Consider the following 17,880-nt stretch of genomic DNA (forward strand, 5'->3'; position numbering starts at 1 on the left):
GGCGAACCGGGTTCGCCAGAGTAGTTTACTTGATCTTGATCTCAGACAGCTGCAGCGTTCCGTTGGTCGCCATGGTCGGCTTGAAGTCCAGCCGCTCGGAGACGCGGGAGAAGCCGACCATGTGGAACAACAGGACGTCGGCGACGACATCGTCGTGCAGATAGGCGATCAGTTCGGACCAGAGCTTGGCGCGTTCCTCACCGACGGCACCCGAGGCGCGCTTGATCAGATCGTCAACCTTCGGATCCGAGAAACCGGATTGCGTGCCGTCGGTCGCATACTTGAAGAACATCGAGAACGACGGATCACCCTTGGAGTTGTCGTGCATGGCGGCAACGATCTGCGGGCCGCGGCCTTCCTTAAAGGGCTTCGAATAGTACTGTTCGTGCTCGGCAACCTCGACGAACTTCAGATCGACCTTGAAGCCCACGTCCTGGAGCTGCGCCTGGATGGCCTCTATGATCTCGGTCACGTTCGGGAAGTTGGCCGAGCGCGCGATGATGGTGATCGGCGTCTCGACCTTGACGCCATCGGCCTTGGCTTCCTCGATCAGCTTCTTTGCGCCTTCCGGGTCGTATGGGAATACCTTGACGTCGGGGTTCCAGCCGAGCGTCGGCGGTGGCACGATCGCGGTGGCGAGCAGTGCACTGTCGGGAACAAGCGTGCCGAGGAAGGCCTGCCGGTCGATGGCAATGTTCAGCGCACGGCGCACGCGAACGTCGTTCAGCGGCTCTATGTTGTGGTCGATGCGCAGATAGACGGTTTCGCTGTCGAGGTAGGAGAAGTCCGTTGCCGGGTTGGTGGCGTCGAGCTGCGAGATCGACGGCGACAGATCGGCTTCGCCGGTCTGCACCATGGCGGCGCGCACCGACGGATCGGCGCGGAACAGATAGGTCGCTTCCGTGACCTCGGGCTTCGTGCCCCAATAATCGTCACGGCTGGTCAGCACGATCTGCTGGCCCGGCGTCCAGTTGGTAAGCTTGTAGGGTCCCGTGCCGACCGGCTCGCGGATGAACTCAAGCGGTGTTTCCTCGGGCACAATGGTGACGAGCGACATCAACAGCGGCAGGATCGGCTGAACCGGATCGGCGCTGAAGTCGATCGTGTAGTCGTCGACGACAGTTGGCGTCACCTTGATGCCGCCGAAGTAGCGACGCGACTCGCAGGTGTTCTTGTCGCTCATGATGCGGTCGAAGCTGTGCTTGACATCCTTGGCGTCGAAGGTGGTGCCGTCCGAGAACTTGACACCGTGGCGCAGATGGAAGCGCCAGCTGCCGTCCTCATTCTGTTCCCATTTCTCGGCAAGCCGCGGCATGACGCCCTTTTTGTCACGGACATCGAGCTCCGTCAGCGTTTCGCTGACGTTCTGCATGATGACGCGGCCGATGTTCGAGCGCGTGGCCATGCACGGTTCAAGCAGGTCAGCCTCTTCGGCCAGCACGATCTTGATCGGACCTGACCCTGCAAAAGCCGGAGACAGGGCAGAACTCAGCATGAGTGCACTCAAGACAAACAGTTTCTTCACGGCATTTCCTCCCTAGTGAAATGTTCAGCCAGACTTTGCTTGTCCGGACCGCGCGGCGATCAGTGCCGCAAAACCGATGAGCCCGCCGCCGCAGAGCGTGGTCAGGGCGATATTCTCGCCAAAGAGCGCAAAGCCGCCGAGCGCCACCAATGGCAAGCGCAGGAAATCGACCGGCGCGACAATCGTTGCGGGGGCAAGCGAGAAGGCATGCGTCATCATGCCCATGCAGGCCGTGCCAACGACGCCCTGCAGCGCCAGCAGCGACAACTCCCGCGCGCCCGGCATGCTCCAGAACGGAAGCGCGAAGAGAAGCGCGATCGGAACGGTCAGGAGAAGGTTCCAGACAACGAGCGTTGCAGTCCTGTCACCCCTCGACATCGACTTGAGGATCAGTTGAATGGCCGACTGCAGCACCGCGCCGACGAGGGCGAGCAGGATGGCCAGGCTGAAACCGGCGCCGGACGGACCGACGATCAGCATTGCGCCGGCAAAGCCGAGCGCCACGGCACCAATCATGACAGGACCTGGCCGCTCGCCCAGTGTCAACGCAGCGCCCAGCAGGACGAAGATCGGCGACGTAAAGGCGATCGCCGTCACATCGGCGAGCGGCCCCCAGCTGAAAGCAGCAAAGAAAGCGACCATGGCGAGCAGCTTGAAGCCGGCCCGCACCGCATGCTGGCGCAGCGGATGGCTTGAACGCAGCACCGACGGACGCAGAGCCACCCAAGGCAAAAGAATGACGGCGCCAAAGAAGGCGCGGAAGAAGCCGATGACGAAGGGATGCACCGCGCCATTCAAGGCACGAACGATTACTGCGTCGGCTGCAGCAAGCATCGCAGCGCCTACCGCAAAGATCACAGCCATCCTGGCCTCTTGAGCGCCGACGCTTCCCGGCATGAAAACCTCCTCCCGGCATCCTCTTGCCGGCTTGACATGACAATCTCCTTTTCAAACAAATTTGTCAAACAGTTTTGTCATGTAAAAATTACTGCTCGTTTTTTGATTTTTTTATCCGTTTAATTTCAACACTTTACAAAATATATCCGCACACATTTGAGCCAGTAATAACATAATAGAACTTGACAACTTTGTAATTTCGGCGATTTTCAAGAGCAAGCAGGAGGAGCCGATGACCCCAGAGGAAATAGCCCGCAGCATGAATGGCGCGCTGAAAGCGATCTCGCCAACGCGCCACGAGGCTTTGCTGCCTTCGCCCATGGTGCAGAACCACGCCGCATTCCTGCATCTGCTGTCAGATGGCGCGCTTGCCTGCACGTGGTTCGGAGGAAGCCTTGAAGGCAAGTCCGACATTTCGATCTTTGCCTCGGTGCTTCCAACGAATGCGGCCACGTGGGGGCCACCCCAACGCCTGAGCTTCGACCCCGCTCATTCGGAACAGAACCCGGTGCTGTTCACGGCTCCTGACGGCAGGCTTTGGCTCTTTCATACCTCCCAGCCTTCCGGAAACCAGGATGAGTGCCGGATCCGCATGGCCGAGATCCGACGCAACCCGTCCGACCCGTTGACGCTGACTGCCGACGAGGGGCGCTATCTCGATCTGCCGCGCGGCTGCTTCGTCCGCGCGCCCCTGGTGGTGCGCGAAGACGGCGCGTGGCTGTTGCCGATCTTCCGCTGCGTCCAGCGGCCCGGCCAGAAATGGAACGGCAGCCATGACACCGCGGCCATCGGCATTTCGCTCGACCAGGGGGAAACCTGGCAACTGAACGAGTTGGAGCAGTCGATCGGCTGCGTGCACATGTCGCCCGTTTCGATCGGAGACGAGCGCCTTGCCGCTCTCTTCCGCCGGCGGCAGGCCGACTGGATCTACAGAACCGAAAGCCTGGACGGCGGACGCACCTGGTCTGCGCCTGCGGCGACCGACATACCCAACAACAACTCCTCGATCGCCGCCATACGTCTCGCAGACGGCCGGATCGCGACCATCTGCAATCCGGTGAGCGCCGCCGAATTCACCGAGCGGCGCGCCTCTCTCTACGACGAACTCGGCGAGGACGATGGCCGCCCGGATGCCGACCCTGAAGGCGGCTGCGAACCGGTCTGGGGCGTGCCGCGGGCGCCTGTCGCACTTTGCCTGTCCGAGGACGGCGGCAAGACCTTTCCTGTCCGCCTCACGATCGAAGACGGCCCCGGAACCTGCCTCTCCAACGACTCGACCGACGGTCGCAACAAGGAAATGTCCTATCCCTGGCTGCTCGAGGCCCCGGACGGGACCATGCACCTCGCCTACACCTATCACCGGCGCGCCATCAAATATGTCCGCCTGGCCCCTGGCTGGGATCGCGCCGACGCACGGAGACTTTCATGAGCACTATCATCGGCATCACCATGGGCGACCCGTGCGGCGTCGGCCCGGAGATTTCAGTCCGCGCGCTTGCGGAAATGTCGCCACAGGACCGCGAGACAACCCGCATCTACGGCAACCTTGCGACCCTTGAAGCGGCCCGTACGGCGCTGGACCTCGCGGTTGACCTTGAGCCCTTCGTCGTGGACCTGCCGGTCGAAGGCGCACCGCTTCCCTGGGGCAAGCTCAGCCCGGTTGCCGGTGACGCCGCATTCCGCTTCATCGAAAAGGCGGTGCGGGATGCGGAAGCCGGCGCCATCGGTTGCATCGTCACCGCACCGATCAACAAGGAAGCGCTGAACCTTGCCGGCCATCACTACGACGGCCACACCGGAATGCTGCGCAGCCTGACGGGCTCGAAGGCTGCTTACATGCTGCTCGCCTCCGAACGTCTCAAGGTCATCCATGTCTCGACGCACGTCTCGCTCCAGGAGGCGATCCGGCGCTCCACGACCGAGCGGGTACTTGCCACCATCAAGGCTGGCGACGCACATCTGAAACGCATCGGATATGCGGCGCCCAGGATCGCGGTCGCCGGCGTCAATCCCCATTGCGGCGAGAACGGCCTTTTCGGCACCGAGGATGACGAACAGATCGCACCTGCGGTCGAAGCGGCACGGGCGGAAGGCATCGATGCCTATGGTCCGATCTCGGCCGACACCGTGTTCCACCGCGCCTATTCCGGTGGCTTCGACCTTGTCGTCGCCCAGTATCATGACCAGGGACACATCCCGGTCAAGCTCGTCGCCTTCGACACCGCCGTCAACGTCTCGGTGGACCTGCCGATCGACCGCACCTCGGTCGACCACGGCACGGCTTTCGACATCGCCGGCAAGGGCATCGCCAACCACGGCAACATGAACTCCGCCATCGCCTATGCCCGCAAGCTGGTGTCTGGCGCAGCCAAGCGAGGATGACGCCATGACCACCACTCAGATCACGCTTCACCAGCCTCGCCGCCTCGTCGTCGGCGCAGGCACGATCGCGCAGGTCGGCGCCTGGGCCGCCGATGCCCAATCGATCCTCGTGATCGCGACGCCGATCACCGCCAGCTTCGTCGACCGCATGAAACTCAAGGGCCGCGTCGCAGTATTCGACGCCATCCCCGGCGAACCCGATATCGCAACGCTGAACGCCGCCCTTGAGACTGCACGCCAACAAAAGCCGGACCTGATCGTCGGGCTGGGCGGCGGCTCGGTTCTCGATGTGGCCAAACTGGTCGCCGTGCTTTGGAATTCCGTGCAAACGCTTGCCGATGTGGCCGGACCCAACAGGGTCGCCGGCCGCAGCACGCGGCTCGTCCAGGTCGCCACCACGGCCGGGACGGGCTCGGAAGCAGGGATCCGATCGCTGATCACCGATCCGGAAAAAGGCAACAAGATCGCGGTCGAAAGCCCGCACATGATCGCCGATCTCGCCATCCTCGATCCGGAACTCACCTATTCGGTGCCACCGGCGGTAACTGCAGCGACGGGGGTGGACGCCATGGCGCACTGCGTCGAGGCCTTCACCAATCGCCGTGCCCATCCGATGATCGACGGTTTTGCCCGCATGGGCTTCAGGCTTGTCGGCAAATACCTGGCGCGCGCCGTCAAGGATGGCACCGATACCGAGGCGCGCGAAGGCATGATGCTTGCCTCCTATTACGGCGGCATCTGCCTTGGGCCGGTCAATACGGCAGCCGGCCACGCAATCGCCTATCCGCTCGGCACAAGGCTTCGCCTGCCACATGGCCTGGCCAACGCCATCATCTTCCCGCATGTGCTGGCGTTCAACCAGACTGTTACCGTCGACAAGACCGCGGAAGTCGCACAGGCGCTCGGCCTTGGCGACAACCTCGCAGCGCGCGAACTGCTTTCCGCGGCCCGTGGCTTCTGCCACGATCTCGGCATCGAAATGTCCCTTGCCGCCCATGGCGCGAAACCGGATGACCTGCCGCTCTATGCGAGCGAGGCCCACGCCAACCGTCGTCTCATGGACAACAATCCGATCGACATGAGCGTCGAGGACGTGCTGGCCGTTTACAGGTCAGCCTTCTAGCCCACCCCACCATCGACACAGAACCAGAGCCCCGGCCAAGCGCCGGGGTTAGTATTTGCCGTTTGCGGTGCTATTTGGTCGCCAGGAAGAGGCGTTCGCGCGAACCCGAGAGATGATCATGCATGAGTTGCTTTGCCTTCGCTGCCTCGCGTGAAGCGATGGCCTCGGCAATCGCCTCGTGCTCGGCAAAGACCCGTGTCAGCCCCGTGGTCTCGCGCTTGACGGAGGCGCCATGAAACCGCATCCCGACGGCGATGTGGTCCTTGAGCGCTTCCATGGCCGTGAAGAAATAGCTGTTCTGCGCGGCGCGCGCGATCGCGAGATGAAACTGGAAATCCGCATCCTCGCGGTGCGACTGGCGGTTGGTCGCGTCCCGCATCAGTTCAAGCGCCCGGCGAATGGCCGCCAAGGTGCCCGCGTCGTGACGCTCCGCTGCGGCCGCCGCCGCCGCCGGCTCGACGGTCAGGCGAAACTCGTAGCAATTGAGAAGATCGGCGACGTTCTCGAGTTGACCGAAGCCAAGCGGCTCGCGCATGCCGACGGCGCGTACGAAGCTGCCTGCGCCCCGGCGCGAATAGATGAAGCCCTGTTCGCGCAGCCGCTGCAGCGCTTCGCGAATGATCGGGCGGGAGACCTCGAATTCGCTGGCGAGATCGTGTTCGGTCGGCAGGCGCTCGTCAGGCTTGTATGCGCCGGATTTGATCGCACGATGCATGCGCTCAAAGACGACATCGCCAAGGCTCTTGCGTGCAGTTCCGGTCTCCAGTCCCATTTACGATCCCATCTTGCGGAGAGACGCCTCGGCGACCTGCTTCAGCGTGTCCGGCGAACCGAATCCACCGGATTTGGCAATGATGCAACGTCCTTCGACTTCAGCCAAGCCCAGGCCCGGCAGGCATTCACCGAGCAGGCGGAAACGCTGGATATTCATCTTCCTCAAGACCGCCTCCGCCGTAGCACCGCCGGACAAGAGCATTGTACCGACCGATCGAGCGAGGTTCGGACAGATACTTTCGGCAAGCGCCTCGGAAACCTCTTCGGACGAAACTTCCGCTTCGCCTGCGACAGCCTGGACCAGGGTGATCGCGCTGCCATCGTCTTTCGGGTCGACAAGACGCCCGTTGGGCGCCGCCAGATAGCGTATCGCAACCGAGTGGCGCAGTGCGTCGATCTGGGCAAGTGTGATGGGGTCGCGAGATCCGATGACGAACAGGGCTGGACCGCCAGAAATTTCGGCGGCGTGCGCGGCCGCGTCGCCGGTCATGTGTTGGGCAAGCGCCTCGGCAAGGCCACGCGCCCCCACCAACAGGTCGACGCCAGTCCGCTCGGCATGCTCAAGCGCCGCGCGCATCTCTGCCGCGGTGGACGTATCCGGAATGATGGACCGGGCCGCATGCCGACCTAGCCTTTCTCGAACGGAAATGGGCGCGTCGACCCCAAAACCACGAACGCAACCGTCTGTCACGTATCGACCAAATGCCGGAATGGCCGGAGCCACCAAGGCGGAACGGAACGTCACGGCGTCAAGTTCGGCGGCTATATGGCCCTTCAGGCGCGAGTCGACCTTCTTGAAGAGCCGCGCTTCAGGCGGCAGACCGGCAAGGGCTGCCGCCGCGCGCTGGCCTGCAGCTTCGCCGCTCAGTTCACGCGAGCCGAGATTGATTGAAAGAACATCGGGCTTTAGCCGGAGCGCGCTGTCAATGGCCTCGCCCACCAGGGCGACCTCGACATGCATGCCTCGTGCGGCAAACGGCGCGGCGGCGTCGAGCGCTCCCGTCAAATCATCAGCGACAATGGCCAACATGGTAGAAGCCCGTAAATTTGTTGTTATCTTTATAACCACATCAAACATTGAAATGTCAATGTTTTTTGAGATTGATTTTACAAATCAATGCCGTTCCCTGGGCAAGGAAGTGCACGGGATTCATCTGCCCTGCACGCGTTCGCGATGAAGCTTCGGGCGGCACTGCCAGCACCCTGCTACGTGCTTCGACCAAGAATGCTTGCGCGCTTCTCAAGCTTGACCAGAATCGGGATTGGGATTCTGATTGCTGCCGCAATGCCTTAAGGTCGCCCTGATCTTCAGAGCAAAAAACCGAAGGCGACGATTGGCCGGCGCGCTACCGCGCAAGCTTGGCCAAGCCCTTGGCGAGGATCCGCCCGGTCGGCCGCCCGGTCGGCGAGCCCCCTGCCTGCTCCAGCGTCAACTCGTAAAGCTGACCGTCACGGGGCGGTTGCAAGACTGGTCCTTCCAAGCGCACTGACCTTGCTGTGTCGACGAGGCCCAGCGATACCGGCCCGATTTCGCGAGACGGCAGCGTCCAGGCCTGGATGGTCTTGCCCGGCGGAACGTCAAAATCCACCAGCATTCGGACCGTCGCGCTTTCGTTTCCGAAATCTTCGACGATCGCCTGCACCTCCCCACGGTCATTGACCAGGACGGCAACGACCACCGGGTCGATCGTTCTCATCAGGCTGAAGGAAAGTCCGACGGCCAGGATTACCGTTGCGGCGATGGCGGCGACCGCGATTTTTCGCCAGCCGTTTGTGCGGTTGTCGTTGGCCGGCAGTGCCGGGTCGATGGCGGCTGGTCCTGCCTGTGGTGGCAGGGAGGCCTCGATGCGGCCCCACAGATCGTCACGAACGGGCACAGCCTCGGCTCCAGCGTCCAGCGGCAGGAAGCGCTCGCGGCTGGCAGCGATTGCCGCCACCAACAGAGGCTCGCGCTCCATATCGGCCTCGATCGTTACCGCTTCGGCTGCGTCGAGCAGGCCCAGCACGTACTCGTCGGCGAGAGCCGCATAATCTCGCTCACCGGTCATGCCATACACTCCCGGAGCGCCGAAAGCCCGCGCCTGATCCAGGACTTCGCGGTCCCGAGCGGTACGCGCAGACGACCGGCGATCTCGCCGTGGGAATAGCCGTGCACATAGGCCATGAGGATGCCGCGCCGCTTCGTTTCGTCAAGCGCACCCAGGCAGTGGTAAAGACGGGAGCTTTGATCTAGCTGGTACCAGGCGGCGATGACTTGATGCGCCTGCTCACGCTCACGCAATGCGTCCACTTCCTCAATGGTTAGCTCGCGACTGCTATCGCGCAGCAGATTGAGGGCGCGGTTGCGGACAATCGCATAAATCCAGCCGCGTGCAGATCCGCGATCTGGCTGGTACTGATGCGCATGCGTCCAGAGTCGGATGAAACTCTCTTGCACCACCTCCTCTGCAAGATCCCGTCGCCGGACAATGCGCTCGGCAATCGCGACCATCCGTCCGGCCTCCCGGTCGAAGATCAATCGCAGCGCCGTCTTGTCGCCTTTGGCACAGCCGGCAAGTGCGCTGGCGAGATCGTCTGCACCGGGTGTCATCAACATACAGAACTCTCCCCTCAAGAACGTCGAGCGCGAGCACTCAATCTCTATACGCGCCGACCAGCCCCTTAGATGCAGGCGGAGAATTTTTTTCGCGTCACTGCATCCAGGCGCACCCGGCGCGGGGTCTTCATGAGAGGAAGTCGCGGCGCAAGCAGCCGGACGACTTTCAAACGCGTCACCGCAACGGGAGAAAGACATGAAACCCATTTGCTTCGCCCTGATCGCATCGACAACAATTGCGACGACCTCGAGCATCACCCTCGCCGCCCCGGTCCTGGGCCTGACCGGCGACAAGACGCTCGTGATGTTCGATACGGAAAAGCCGAGTGCCACCAAGACGATGGATGTGACCGGCGTCGACAAGCTGGTCGGCATCGATTACCGCCCGGGTACCAAGACCGTGATTGGCGTCACGCCGGATCACGCGATCGTCTCGATCGACCTTCAGACGGGCGCAGCCACGCAAGTCGCAAAGATGGACAAGATGCTGGCGATGTCAGAGGCTCCGGTCGTCGTCGATTTCAACCCTGCGGCCGATCGCCTTCGCTTCATGACCGGTACGACCAACCACCGCGTTCATCCAGACACCGGCGCAGTTACCGTCGATGGTACGCTCGCCTTCGAGGAAAGCGACATGCACAAGGGAGAGACCCCGAACATCGTTGCGGCCGGCTACACCAATTCGATCGGCAAGCCGGAAAAGACGGCGATGTACAATATCGACGCCACGATCGGCGCGCTCATCCAGCAGACCAAGCCGAACGACGGCACGCTAAAGGCGATCGGCAAGCTCGGCCTCAAGGACATGCCGGCGACCTACGCCTTCGACATTCAAGGCATGGCGGACGGCAGGAACAGTGCCTATCTCGTCGCCAACAAGGCGCTCTATACCATCGATCTGGAGACCGGGGCGGCAACCGAGGTCGGCACGATCACCGGGCTGGAAACGGACGTGCGCGACATTACGGTGCTTCCGGCAATGTGAAGCACATGGACGGGGCGGGGTGCCATGTCCCGCCCCCTTTTTCTAAAGCTCGGCGCTCGTCTTCTGAACCGGCCAGGTCACAGCATCCCCCGCAAACAAAGCAAGCCAAACAACGAAAGGCTGAAGCGGCAGCCTGACGCCATGATAGAGCCACTGCCATGGAGAAACGTCCGGTGCGCTCAGGCTGTCGAATGCGTGCTTGATGTTGGCCGGGAAGACCAGGACCGCATAAAGCGCAAGGGCGATACCGGCATATTTTCGAAGAGACGGCACGAAAAGGCCGATGGCGCCGGCGATCTCGCAGAAGCCCGTCAGCAGGACGACGTCTGGCGCGCTCGGCACCCAAAGGGGCGTGATGGCGAGGAACGGCGCCGGAAAGGTCACGTGCAGGACGCCCGCCGTCGCATAGAGCGCGAACAAGCCAGCCCTGCATCTGCTGCGCCAGACGTCAACGTTCGTCATCTGCCGCGATCCGCAGTTCGATCGTCCTCGCCTCGGCGTTCAGGTCCACTCTTCGTCCGCCGACACTTTCGATCGCCGCAATCGCCAGATCGCGCGCGACGTAGTCTGACTTGTGGCCAAGATTGCGGACGACGAAGAGACGGGCGCCGCGGATGTCGCGCGCGAGGTGCCGCGCATGCACAACAGGCGAAACGATGCTGTCGGCATCCCCCGTGATGATCACCGTCGGCACCCTGATCTTGCGGTACCCGCGACTTGCCGTCCGGGCCCAGCCGTTGAGCGCGGCCACTTCCTGCGCATTGTGCCGGAAGGTGCCCGGCCTGAGGACCTGCAGAGTTCGAGCCTCGCGGATATAGTCTTGCGGCATTCTGTTGGGCGAAAACGTCGCCGAGGTCGCGCTTCGGATCGCAAGCAGCCCGATTGGCGGCGCGATCAGGCTGCTGAAGAGCGCGCCCGTGACAGGAACGGCTGCCGCGTCATAGTACCAGGCGATACCGCCTTTCCAGGGATAGACTGCCGGTGAAAGGAAAACGAGGCCGACAACTCTGTCTGGATGCCGCACGGCAAGAGCTGCCGCGATTGCCCCGCCGAAAGAGTGGCTGACGACGATCGCCTTACGAATTCCACGCCTTTCCATCAGGCTTGCGATGGCATCCGCCTGTCCGTCGGGCAGGATGTTTTCAGGTCCGCCGACATCGGAATCGCCATGTCCCGGGCGGTCAACGAACAGGAGCGCCGCTCGTCCTTCAAGCTTGTCTCGAAACGAATACATGGGGTCGTACAGACTGGCGCTCGCTCCGTGGATGAACAGGACCGGCGGCAAGTCAACCGTCTTGTGCGGCCTCAACAGCACGCTGTTGAGCATGACACCGCCACCGACATCAATGCGAACCGCCTCTTCGTCGCCCGCCATCGAGCGCGCCGCACTCAAAAGCGCCCCGAGCAAAAACAACCAGAACCCGGCAATCAAGGCTATCGGACGGACGTTCATCGCTTCCCGGAAGATTGTGGACCTCTGGAGCAAATACGTCTGCGAGACGCCAACGGTTTCATTTCGAAACCTGGAATTCAGACAAATGTTGAACGCCGCCTTTGGCCTCATGTCATCGAGCCTGCGCGAGGCCAGAGATGCCGCGCCCCCACCTGGTCAAGGATGATACCAGCAGCCAGATACAGGCGCTGTCGCTTCACTTGTCCATGATCCCGCATGAACAGGCCCCCTTCATTCCTCCGCGTCGTGACGTGCCGGTATTCCCCTCATCGCAAAATCCGGCTATATTGAATGAACGTTCAGCAAAAATGGAGACCGTGATGAACGAACTGTTCCGCGACATTGCCGTTCCGAACGACTGGGATCGCCGTGGGCTGCCTGGATGGTGCTACCACAGCGACGCCCTGCTCGAACTGGAGAAGGAACACGTCTTCAGGCAGCATTGGCAGATCGCCTGTCACGTCTCCGACGTGCCGGAACCGGGCAACTACGTCACCATGGACGTCGTTGGCGAGCGGGCGCTGATTCTGCGCGGCCAGGACGGCACGATCCGCGGCTTCCACAACATCTGCCGGCACCGCGGCTCCCGCGTCGTGGCGGACGACAAGGGCACCTGCCGCAATGCGCTCGTCTGTCCGTTCCACGGCTGGGTCTACAATCTCGACGGGACGCTGCGGGGTGCGGCGCGGCCGCGCTCGTTCCCGCCGCTCGACAAACAGGCCTTCGGGTTGATCCCGCTTGAACTCGAAGTGTGGATGGGCTTCGTCTTCATCCGCTTCCGGCCGGGTCCGCAGCCTTCCGTCGCCGAGCTCATGCGGCCTTTCGCCGAGGAACTCGGCCAGTATGGAACCGAAGCGATGGTACCGACGGAGGGCATCTGGACCCATGAGAGCCCCGTCAATTGGAAATCGGTGCGCGACGTCGACAACGAAGGCTACCATGTCGCCATGGCGCATCCGGCGCTGCAGGACCTCTACGGCTCAACCTACTATGACGAGCCGTTCGTCAACGGCCTCTGCCGCTCCTTTGCGACCTACAATCCGCATGCGGGCCGACGCTGGAGTGTCCGCCAATACGTAAACATCGCGCCGGAAGCATCACACCTGCCGGAGGGGCTGCGCAAGGCCTGGATCTATTTCGGCCTCTTCCCAAATGCCGTCATCGCCGTGACGCCGGAGAGCGTGCAGTTCTATCAGGAGTTTCCGCTGTCGACCGGCAAGACGCTGTTGCGCGGTGCGATATATCGCTACCCGAACGAAACGCGTCAGCAGCGGCTCGCCCGCTACCTCGCCTTCCGCATCGATCGCGACACACAGTCCGAGGACGTGCAGCTGACGATATGGTCAAATGAGTCGATGACCTCGAAAGCATTTGGCGGTTTCTATCTGTCGGATCTCGAATATGGCGTGCGCACCCACCATGACCATCTGCGGGCGGTTCTGCCTGTCATGACAATGGAGCAGGCGCCACGCGAGGATGAAATGGCGACGCTCAACGCGGCATTGACCGCCCGCTGAACAAACCAAAAAAAGAAGGGCCGGAGATTATCCGGCCCCTGAAATCGGCCCTGCCGGGGAATGCTGGCAGGGCCGAGGCATTTCTGGATGTGCTTATGACGTTCGCCCGCTCAGCCCTTCCAGAGCCCCTCGCGCACGAGCTCGTCCATCGTCCGGCGAATGCTGACATCGAGGATCTCGGCCATGTCGTCGATCTGGCCTGTGGTGATCGTCAGTGGCGGCGACATCACGCACATATTGATCAGCGGCCTAACCAGCAGCCCGAGCTCCTGGCAGTGCCGGTCGATGCGTTTTCCCACTTCGAGATCGAGCGTCAGCGGGTTGTTGCTGACCCGGTCCGCGACACATTCGACGCAGGCCATCAGCCCGAGCCCGCGCACCTCTCCAACGAGCGGCAACGCCTCGAGCCGCTTCAGCGCCCCTTGGAAATGGCCGGAGATCGCTCGGGCATGGTCGAGCAGCCCGTCTTCCAGAATATCGAGATTCTTGAGCGCCACCGCACAGCCGATCGGGTGGCTGGAATAGGTGAGACCGTGGGCGAACATCGCGTCGGAATGGTTCGACTGGCGCAACGCTTCGAGAAGCCGCGACGAGATCATCACCCCGCCAAGCGGGAAATAGCCCGAAGTGACCCCTTTGGCGAAGGTGATCATATCAGGCTCGATCGAAAACGCGGCCTTCGAGGCAAAGACCTCGCCGAGCCGGCCGAAGGCCGTCACCACCTCGTCGGCAATGAAGAGGATGTCGTTGTCCGTGCAGAGCGCCCGCATGCGCTGGAGATAGCCCGCCGGCGGCACGATGACGCCTCCCGACGCCATGACAGGCTCGGCGATGAAGGCACCGATCTTCTCGGCGCCGCGCTCTTCGATAACCGCGCGGAACTCGGCCACGAGAAAATCGCAGAACTCTTGTTCGGACTGGCCAGCCGGGCGGCGGAACGGGTTCGGACAGGTAAGCTTGATCACCTGATCCGAAGCGCTGTCCATCCAGTCGTGATCTCGCGGACGACCGTTGAGCGAGGCCGAGAGATAGGTCGAGCCGTGATAGCCGCCCTGGCGCGAGACGATCAGCTTCTTTTCCGGCCGGCCGCGCACGTTGTTCATGAACTGCATGAACCGCAGCGCCGTCTCGACCGCCGAGGACCCGCCGGTCGTATAGAACACATGGCCGAGATCGCCGGGCGCGTGACCGGCAAGCCTTTCGGCGAGCTCTACCGAGGGCGTGCTCGTCGTGTACCAGGGCGAATTGTAGGAGAGCGCCAGCGCCTGGTCGTGCAGAACCTGAGCGAGTTCCGCGCGGCGATGACCGACGTTGACGCACCACATGCCCGCAGGGCCGTCGATCAGGCGGCGGCCTTCGCCATCCGTCACATAGATCCCCTCGCCGCTCTTAATCGCGCCGCGGGATTCGGCGCCGATGCTGCCGGCCACCGGCCAGGGCTGGACGAGATGCCGTGCGGCGAGTTCAGAGATTTCGTCGGCCCCTTCATTGTGCATATCTGCCGGATCGCGCTTCGCAGCCATCACGAAATCTCCCATTAATATGACGACAAAAGCCACTCAATCGCATGATATTAATCGATAAACTTTCTTTTATTGAATGGCTGTTCAATCAATATTGCAGAAATTCCGCTTGCGTTCAATCCCGATTTGCGTTTTGCTAATCAAGGGAACACCAGAAGGCGGATACCGCCACGGGATGGATTGAATGACGCGATCGCTGCATTTCCAGTGTCCACGCTCGACGCACTGCGCGAGGGCACGCTGATGGCGGTATTGCCGGGCATCGAAGTGAAACACCGGCCCTCGGCCCCGTTGAAAAGCCGGACGCGCTGGATCGCCAGCGAAGAGGCGAGCGGCCTCGCTCTCATATCGCCGACACTGCTTTACGCGCTTGCCCTGCTCTTCCTGCCCGTCCTGATTGTCATCGCCTACAGTTTCTGGACCCAGGACTATCTGACGATCGACCGCACCTTCACTCTTCAGAATTACCGCACTGCGCTCGGCGAGCCGATCTACCAGGATCTGCTCCTTCGCTCGCTGGTCATTTCGCTGGTCGTGAGCGTGGTGACCGTCACCGTTTCCTACCCGATCGCCTGGTTCATCTCCTTCCACGGCGGGGTCCACAAGAACCTCTGGCTGTTCCTGATCACCGTGCCCTGCTGGACGAGCTACCTGCTGCGCGTGATGTCCTGGAAGGTCATCCTCGGCTATGGCGGCGTCATGAACACCGGGCTTCTTTCGGTCGGCCTGATCGACAAGCCGCTGACGACGCTGCTCTACAATTCCAATGCGGTGGTCATCACCCTCGTCCACAGCTGGGCGGCCTTTGCGATCCTGCCAATCTACGTGTCGCTCGAAAAAGTCGACCGGTCGCTGATCGAGGCGGCGCACGATCTCGGCGACAACAAGCTGATGAGCTTCCTGCGCGTCACGCTGCCGCTGTCGTTGCCGGGTGTCATCTCCGCCTTCCTGATCGTGATGATCCCGACCGTCGGCGATTACGTCACGCCGAAGCTGGTCGGCGGCAAGGACGGAGTGATGATCGCGACCGCCATCCAGGCGCAATTCGGCAAGGGCGCCAACTGGCCGCTCGGCGCCGCCCTTTCGGTCACAACGATGGTCGTCGTCTCGGCGATGGCGGGGCTCGTCGTCCTGCTGCTCAAGCTTCTGGTGAGGGTAACCAAATGAGCGGTCGTCACGGCATTCCGAAGTCTCGCTGGTTGCCCGCCTATGTCGGCCTCTACCTGCTCTTTCTCTATTTCCCGATCCTGCTTCTGCCGATCTTCTCGTTCAACAACGCCTCGACCACGACCTTCCCGCTCGCGGGCTTCACCACCAAATGGTACGTCTCGCTCTGGGGCAATTCTGCCATGCTCGAAGCGGCCCGCAACAGCCTGATCGTCGGCATATCGGTTGCGATCCTCAGCACCGTCCTCGGCATCTGCGCAGCGCGCGCGCTGACCCGCTACCGTTTCCGCGGCAAGAAGCCGGCGACGGGTCTCATCATGGCGCCTCTGTTTCTGCCTGAAATCATCGTTGCGGTATCGCTGCTGATGGTGCTGTTGCAGCTCGGGCTTGAACTCTCGCTCGTCACCGTCATCCTCGGCCAGGTGATCTTCTGCCTGCCCTATGCGATGTCGGTCCTGATCTCCGGCTTCGACGGCTTCGACCGGTCGCTGGAGGAAGCCTCGCTCGATCTCGGAGAAACGGCGATCGGCACCTTCCGCCGGGTGACGCTGCCCGTGGTTGCGCCAGCGATCGTCTCGAGCCTGTTGGTCTCCTTCACCGTATCGCTCGACGAGTTCATCCTTGCCTTCTTCCTCTCAGGCACCGAGCCGACGCTGCCGGTCTATATCTGGGGGCAGTTGCGCTTTGCCGCCAAGCTTCCGGGCGTGCTGGCGCTTGGCAGCCTGATGCTGCTGATATCGATCCTGCTTCTTACTCTTTCTGAAATCATCCGCCGCCGCGCCGAACACAGGCTCAGGGCACAGGGAGCGCAGCATGCTTGATAAACCCATGATCGCGATCGACGGCGTCAACAAGTTCTACGGCATCTACAAGGCGCTCGACAACGTCTCACTCGACATTGCAGCCGGCGAGTTCTTCTCGCTGCTCGGGCCGTCGGGCTGCGGCAAGACCACGCTGCTGCGCTCGATCGCCGGCTTCGACACGCCGACCGAGGGCGATATCCGCATCGATGGGCAATCGGTGATCGGCGTGCCGCCGAACCGGAGGCCGACCAACATGGTCTTCCAAAACTATGCGATTTTCCCGCATCTCGACGTCGAGGAAAATGTCGCCTACGGGCTGAAGCGGCTGAAGCTCGATGCCGCCGACGAGCGCCGGCGCGTCACCGCAGCGCTTGAACAGGTGCGGCTCGGTCATCTCGGCAAGCGCCGGGCGCATGAACTGTCGGGCGGCCAGCGCCAGCGCGTGGCGCTGGCGCGCGCGCTGGTGATGCGCCCGAAAGTGCTTTTGCTCGACGAGCCGCTGTCTGCGCTCGACAAGAAGCTGCGCGAGGAGATGCAGGTGGAGCTGCGCACGCTGCAGCGCGCCGTCGGCATCACCTTCATCCTCGTCACCCACGATCAGTACGAGGCGCTGGCGCTTTCCGACCGCATCGCCGTGATGTTCGGGGGCCGGATCGCCCAGGTTGCGACACCGAAGGAAATCTACCAGCGCCCGAACACCCGCCAGGTCGCCGACTTCCTCGGCGGCATGAATTTCATGAAGGCCCGCGTCACCAACGAGACGGCGACCCGTATCTCCGTCGAGACCCCGCGCTTCGGCGGCGTCACGGTCGACAAGCCACTCGGCTTCGTCGCCCGCAACGGCGCAGCGACGATCGGCATAAGGCCGGAGCGGCTAAGAGTTCTCTGGGACGATGCCCGCTCGGACTTCGAGGTTGCGGGCAAAGTCGTCGATCGACACTATTTCGGGGAAATCACCCACCTGATCGTCGATATCCCGGGCCTCGAACAGCCGCTCTCAGTTTCGGAAACCAACAATTTCGGCGCTGACGACATCCCGGTCGGCGATACCGTGCGGCTTGCCTACGATCCGGATGCGCTGGTCGCAGTCGCCGACTGACGGAGTTGCGACCGCGGGCCGTGCGACACGGCCCGC

17 protein-coding genes are annotated in these 17,880 nt (G+C 62.3%); 8 read left to right on the forward strand and 9 right to left on the reverse strand.

Going from position 1 to position 17,880, the window contains the following annotated elements; all coding sequences use genetic code 11:
* Positions 1-25: 25 nt before the first annotated feature.
* Both VGO04_RS30405 and VGO04_RS30410 read right to left on the reverse strand, forming a co-directional pair.
* Positions 26-1,495, reverse strand: a complete 1,470-nt coding sequence (locus tag VGO04_RS30405) for an ABC transporter substrate-binding protein (protein WP_414650635.1) — start codon at positions 1,493-1,495, stop codon at positions 26-28.
* A 54-nt stretch (positions 1,496-1,549) separates the two neighbouring features.
* Entirely contained in the window at positions 1,550-2,422 is an 873-nt protein-coding gene (locus VGO04_RS30410) for a DMT family transporter (RefSeq protein ID WP_327499711.1), read from the reverse strand.
* A 232-nt stretch (positions 2,423-2,654) separates the two neighbouring features.
* Between VGO04_RS30410 and VGO04_RS30415 the strand changes: the two genes are divergently transcribed.
* Genes VGO04_RS30415 through VGO04_RS30425 form a run of 3 tightly spaced genes read left to right on the forward strand, consistent with a single transcriptional unit; the run spans position 2,655 to position 5,927 of the window.
* Positions 2,655-3,851, forward strand: coding sequence for a sialidase family protein (locus tag VGO04_RS30415; RefSeq protein WP_327499712.1), 1,197 nt, complete (start codon positions 2,655-2,657; stop codon positions 3,849-3,851).
* The gene (pdxA, locus tag VGO04_RS30420) at positions 3,848-4,804 is read left to right on the forward strand and encodes a 4-hydroxythreonine-4-phosphate dehydrogenase PdxA (RefSeq protein ID WP_327499713.1); all 957 of its coding nucleotides are present in this window, start codon (positions 3,848-3,850) and stop codon (positions 4,802-4,804) included. Before VGO04_RS30415 ends, pdxA begins: the two co-directional genes overlap by 4 nt.
* Positions 4,805-4,808: 4 nt before the next feature.
* Complete coding sequence (locus VGO04_RS30425; RefSeq protein ID WP_327499714.1) at positions 4,809-5,927, forward strand: iron-containing alcohol dehydrogenase; 1,119 nt, start codon at positions 4,809-4,811, stop codon at positions 5,925-5,927.
* Between the two features lie 70 nt (positions 5,928-5,997).
* Here the strand turns inward: VGO04_RS30425 and VGO04_RS30430 are convergent, their stop codons facing one another.
* From VGO04_RS30430 to VGO04_RS30445, 4 genes are all read right to left on the reverse strand, one after another.
* Positions 5,998-6,699 carry a FadR/GntR family transcriptional regulator gene (locus VGO04_RS30430; RefSeq protein ID WP_327499715.1) on the reverse strand — a complete coding sequence of 234 codons (702 nt, stop codon included), beginning with the start codon at positions 6,697-6,699 and terminating at the stop codon, positions 5,998-6,000.
* Positions 6,700-7,731 (reverse strand): four-carbon acid sugar kinase family protein, encoded by a 1,032-nt coding sequence (locus VGO04_RS30435; RefSeq protein ID WP_327499748.1) that lies wholly within the window; start codon positions 7,729-7,731, stop codon positions 6,700-6,702.
* Positions 7,732-8,047: 316 nt separating this feature from the next.
* Complete coding sequence (locus VGO04_RS30440; protein ID WP_327499716.1) at positions 8,048-8,749, reverse strand: anti-sigma factor; 702 nt, start codon at positions 8,747-8,749, stop codon at positions 8,048-8,050.
* Entirely contained in the window at positions 8,746-9,297 is a 552-nt protein-coding gene (locus VGO04_RS30445) for a sigma-70 family RNA polymerase sigma factor (protein WP_414650631.1), read from the reverse strand. The genes VGO04_RS30440 and VGO04_RS30445 overlap by 4 nt, the downstream gene beginning before the upstream one ends.
* A gap of 196 nt (positions 9,298-9,493) precedes the next feature.
* On the opposite strand from VGO04_RS30445, the gene VGO04_RS30450 reads away from it, so the two are divergent.
* Positions 9,494-10,282 carry a DUF4394 domain-containing protein gene (locus VGO04_RS30450; RefSeq protein WP_327499717.1) on the forward strand — a complete coding sequence of 263 codons (789 nt, stop codon included), beginning with the start codon at positions 9,494-9,496 and terminating at the stop codon, positions 10,280-10,282.
* 42 nt (positions 10,283-10,324) lie between these two features.
* Here the strand turns inward: VGO04_RS30450 and VGO04_RS30455 are convergent, their stop codons facing one another.
* Together VGO04_RS30455 and VGO04_RS30460 are read right to left on the reverse strand one after the other, a co-directional pair.
* Complete coding sequence (locus VGO04_RS30455) at positions 10,325-10,744, reverse strand: hypothetical protein (RefSeq protein WP_327499718.1); 420 nt, start codon at positions 10,742-10,744, stop codon at positions 10,325-10,327.
* Positions 10,731-11,735, reverse strand: coding sequence for an alpha/beta hydrolase (locus VGO04_RS30460; RefSeq protein ID WP_327499719.1), 1,005 nt, complete (start codon positions 11,733-11,735; stop codon positions 10,731-10,733). Before VGO04_RS30460 ends, VGO04_RS30455 begins: the two co-directional genes overlap by 14 nt.
* Positions 11,736-12,055: 320 nt before the next feature.
* Between VGO04_RS30460 and VGO04_RS30465 the strand changes: the two genes are divergently transcribed.
* On the forward strand, positions 12,056-13,252 hold the full coding sequence (locus VGO04_RS30465; protein WP_327499720.1) for an aromatic ring-hydroxylating dioxygenase subunit alpha: 1,197 nt from the start codon (positions 12,056-12,058) through the stop codon (positions 13,250-13,252).
* A 110-nt stretch (positions 13,253-13,362) separates the two neighbouring features.
* Here the strand turns inward: VGO04_RS30465 and VGO04_RS30470 are convergent, their stop codons facing one another.
* Complete coding sequence (locus VGO04_RS30470) at positions 13,363-14,775, reverse strand: aminotransferase (RefSeq protein ID WP_327499721.1); 1,413 nt, start codon at positions 14,773-14,775, stop codon at positions 13,363-13,365.
* A 207-nt stretch (positions 14,776-14,982) separates the two neighbouring features.
* On the opposite strand from VGO04_RS30470, the gene VGO04_RS30475 reads away from it, so the two are divergent.
* The 3 genes from VGO04_RS30475 to VGO04_RS30485 are packed head-to-tail and all read left to right on the forward strand — an operon-like array spanning position 14,983 to position 17,844.
* Positions 14,983-15,942: an ABC transporter permease gene (locus VGO04_RS30475; RefSeq protein WP_327499722.1), complete on the forward strand. Its 960-nt coding sequence runs from the start codon at positions 14,983-14,985 to the stop codon at positions 15,940-15,942.
* On the forward strand, positions 15,939-16,763 hold the full coding sequence (locus VGO04_RS30480; RefSeq protein WP_327499723.1) for an ABC transporter permease: 825 nt from the start codon (positions 15,939-15,941) through the stop codon (positions 16,761-16,763). Before VGO04_RS30475 ends, VGO04_RS30480 begins: the two co-directional genes overlap by 4 nt.
* A gap of 7 nt (positions 16,764-16,770) precedes the next feature.
* Positions 16,771-17,844, forward strand: coding sequence for an ABC transporter ATP-binding protein (locus VGO04_RS30485; protein WP_327499750.1), 1,074 nt, complete (start codon positions 16,771-16,773; stop codon positions 17,842-17,844).
* Positions 17,845-17,880: the final 36 nt, after the last annotated feature.

The organism is Ensifer sp., assembly GCF_035999185.1.
Taxonomy (GTDB): domain Bacteria; phylum Pseudomonadota; class Alphaproteobacteria; order Rhizobiales; family Rhizobiaceae; genus Ensifer.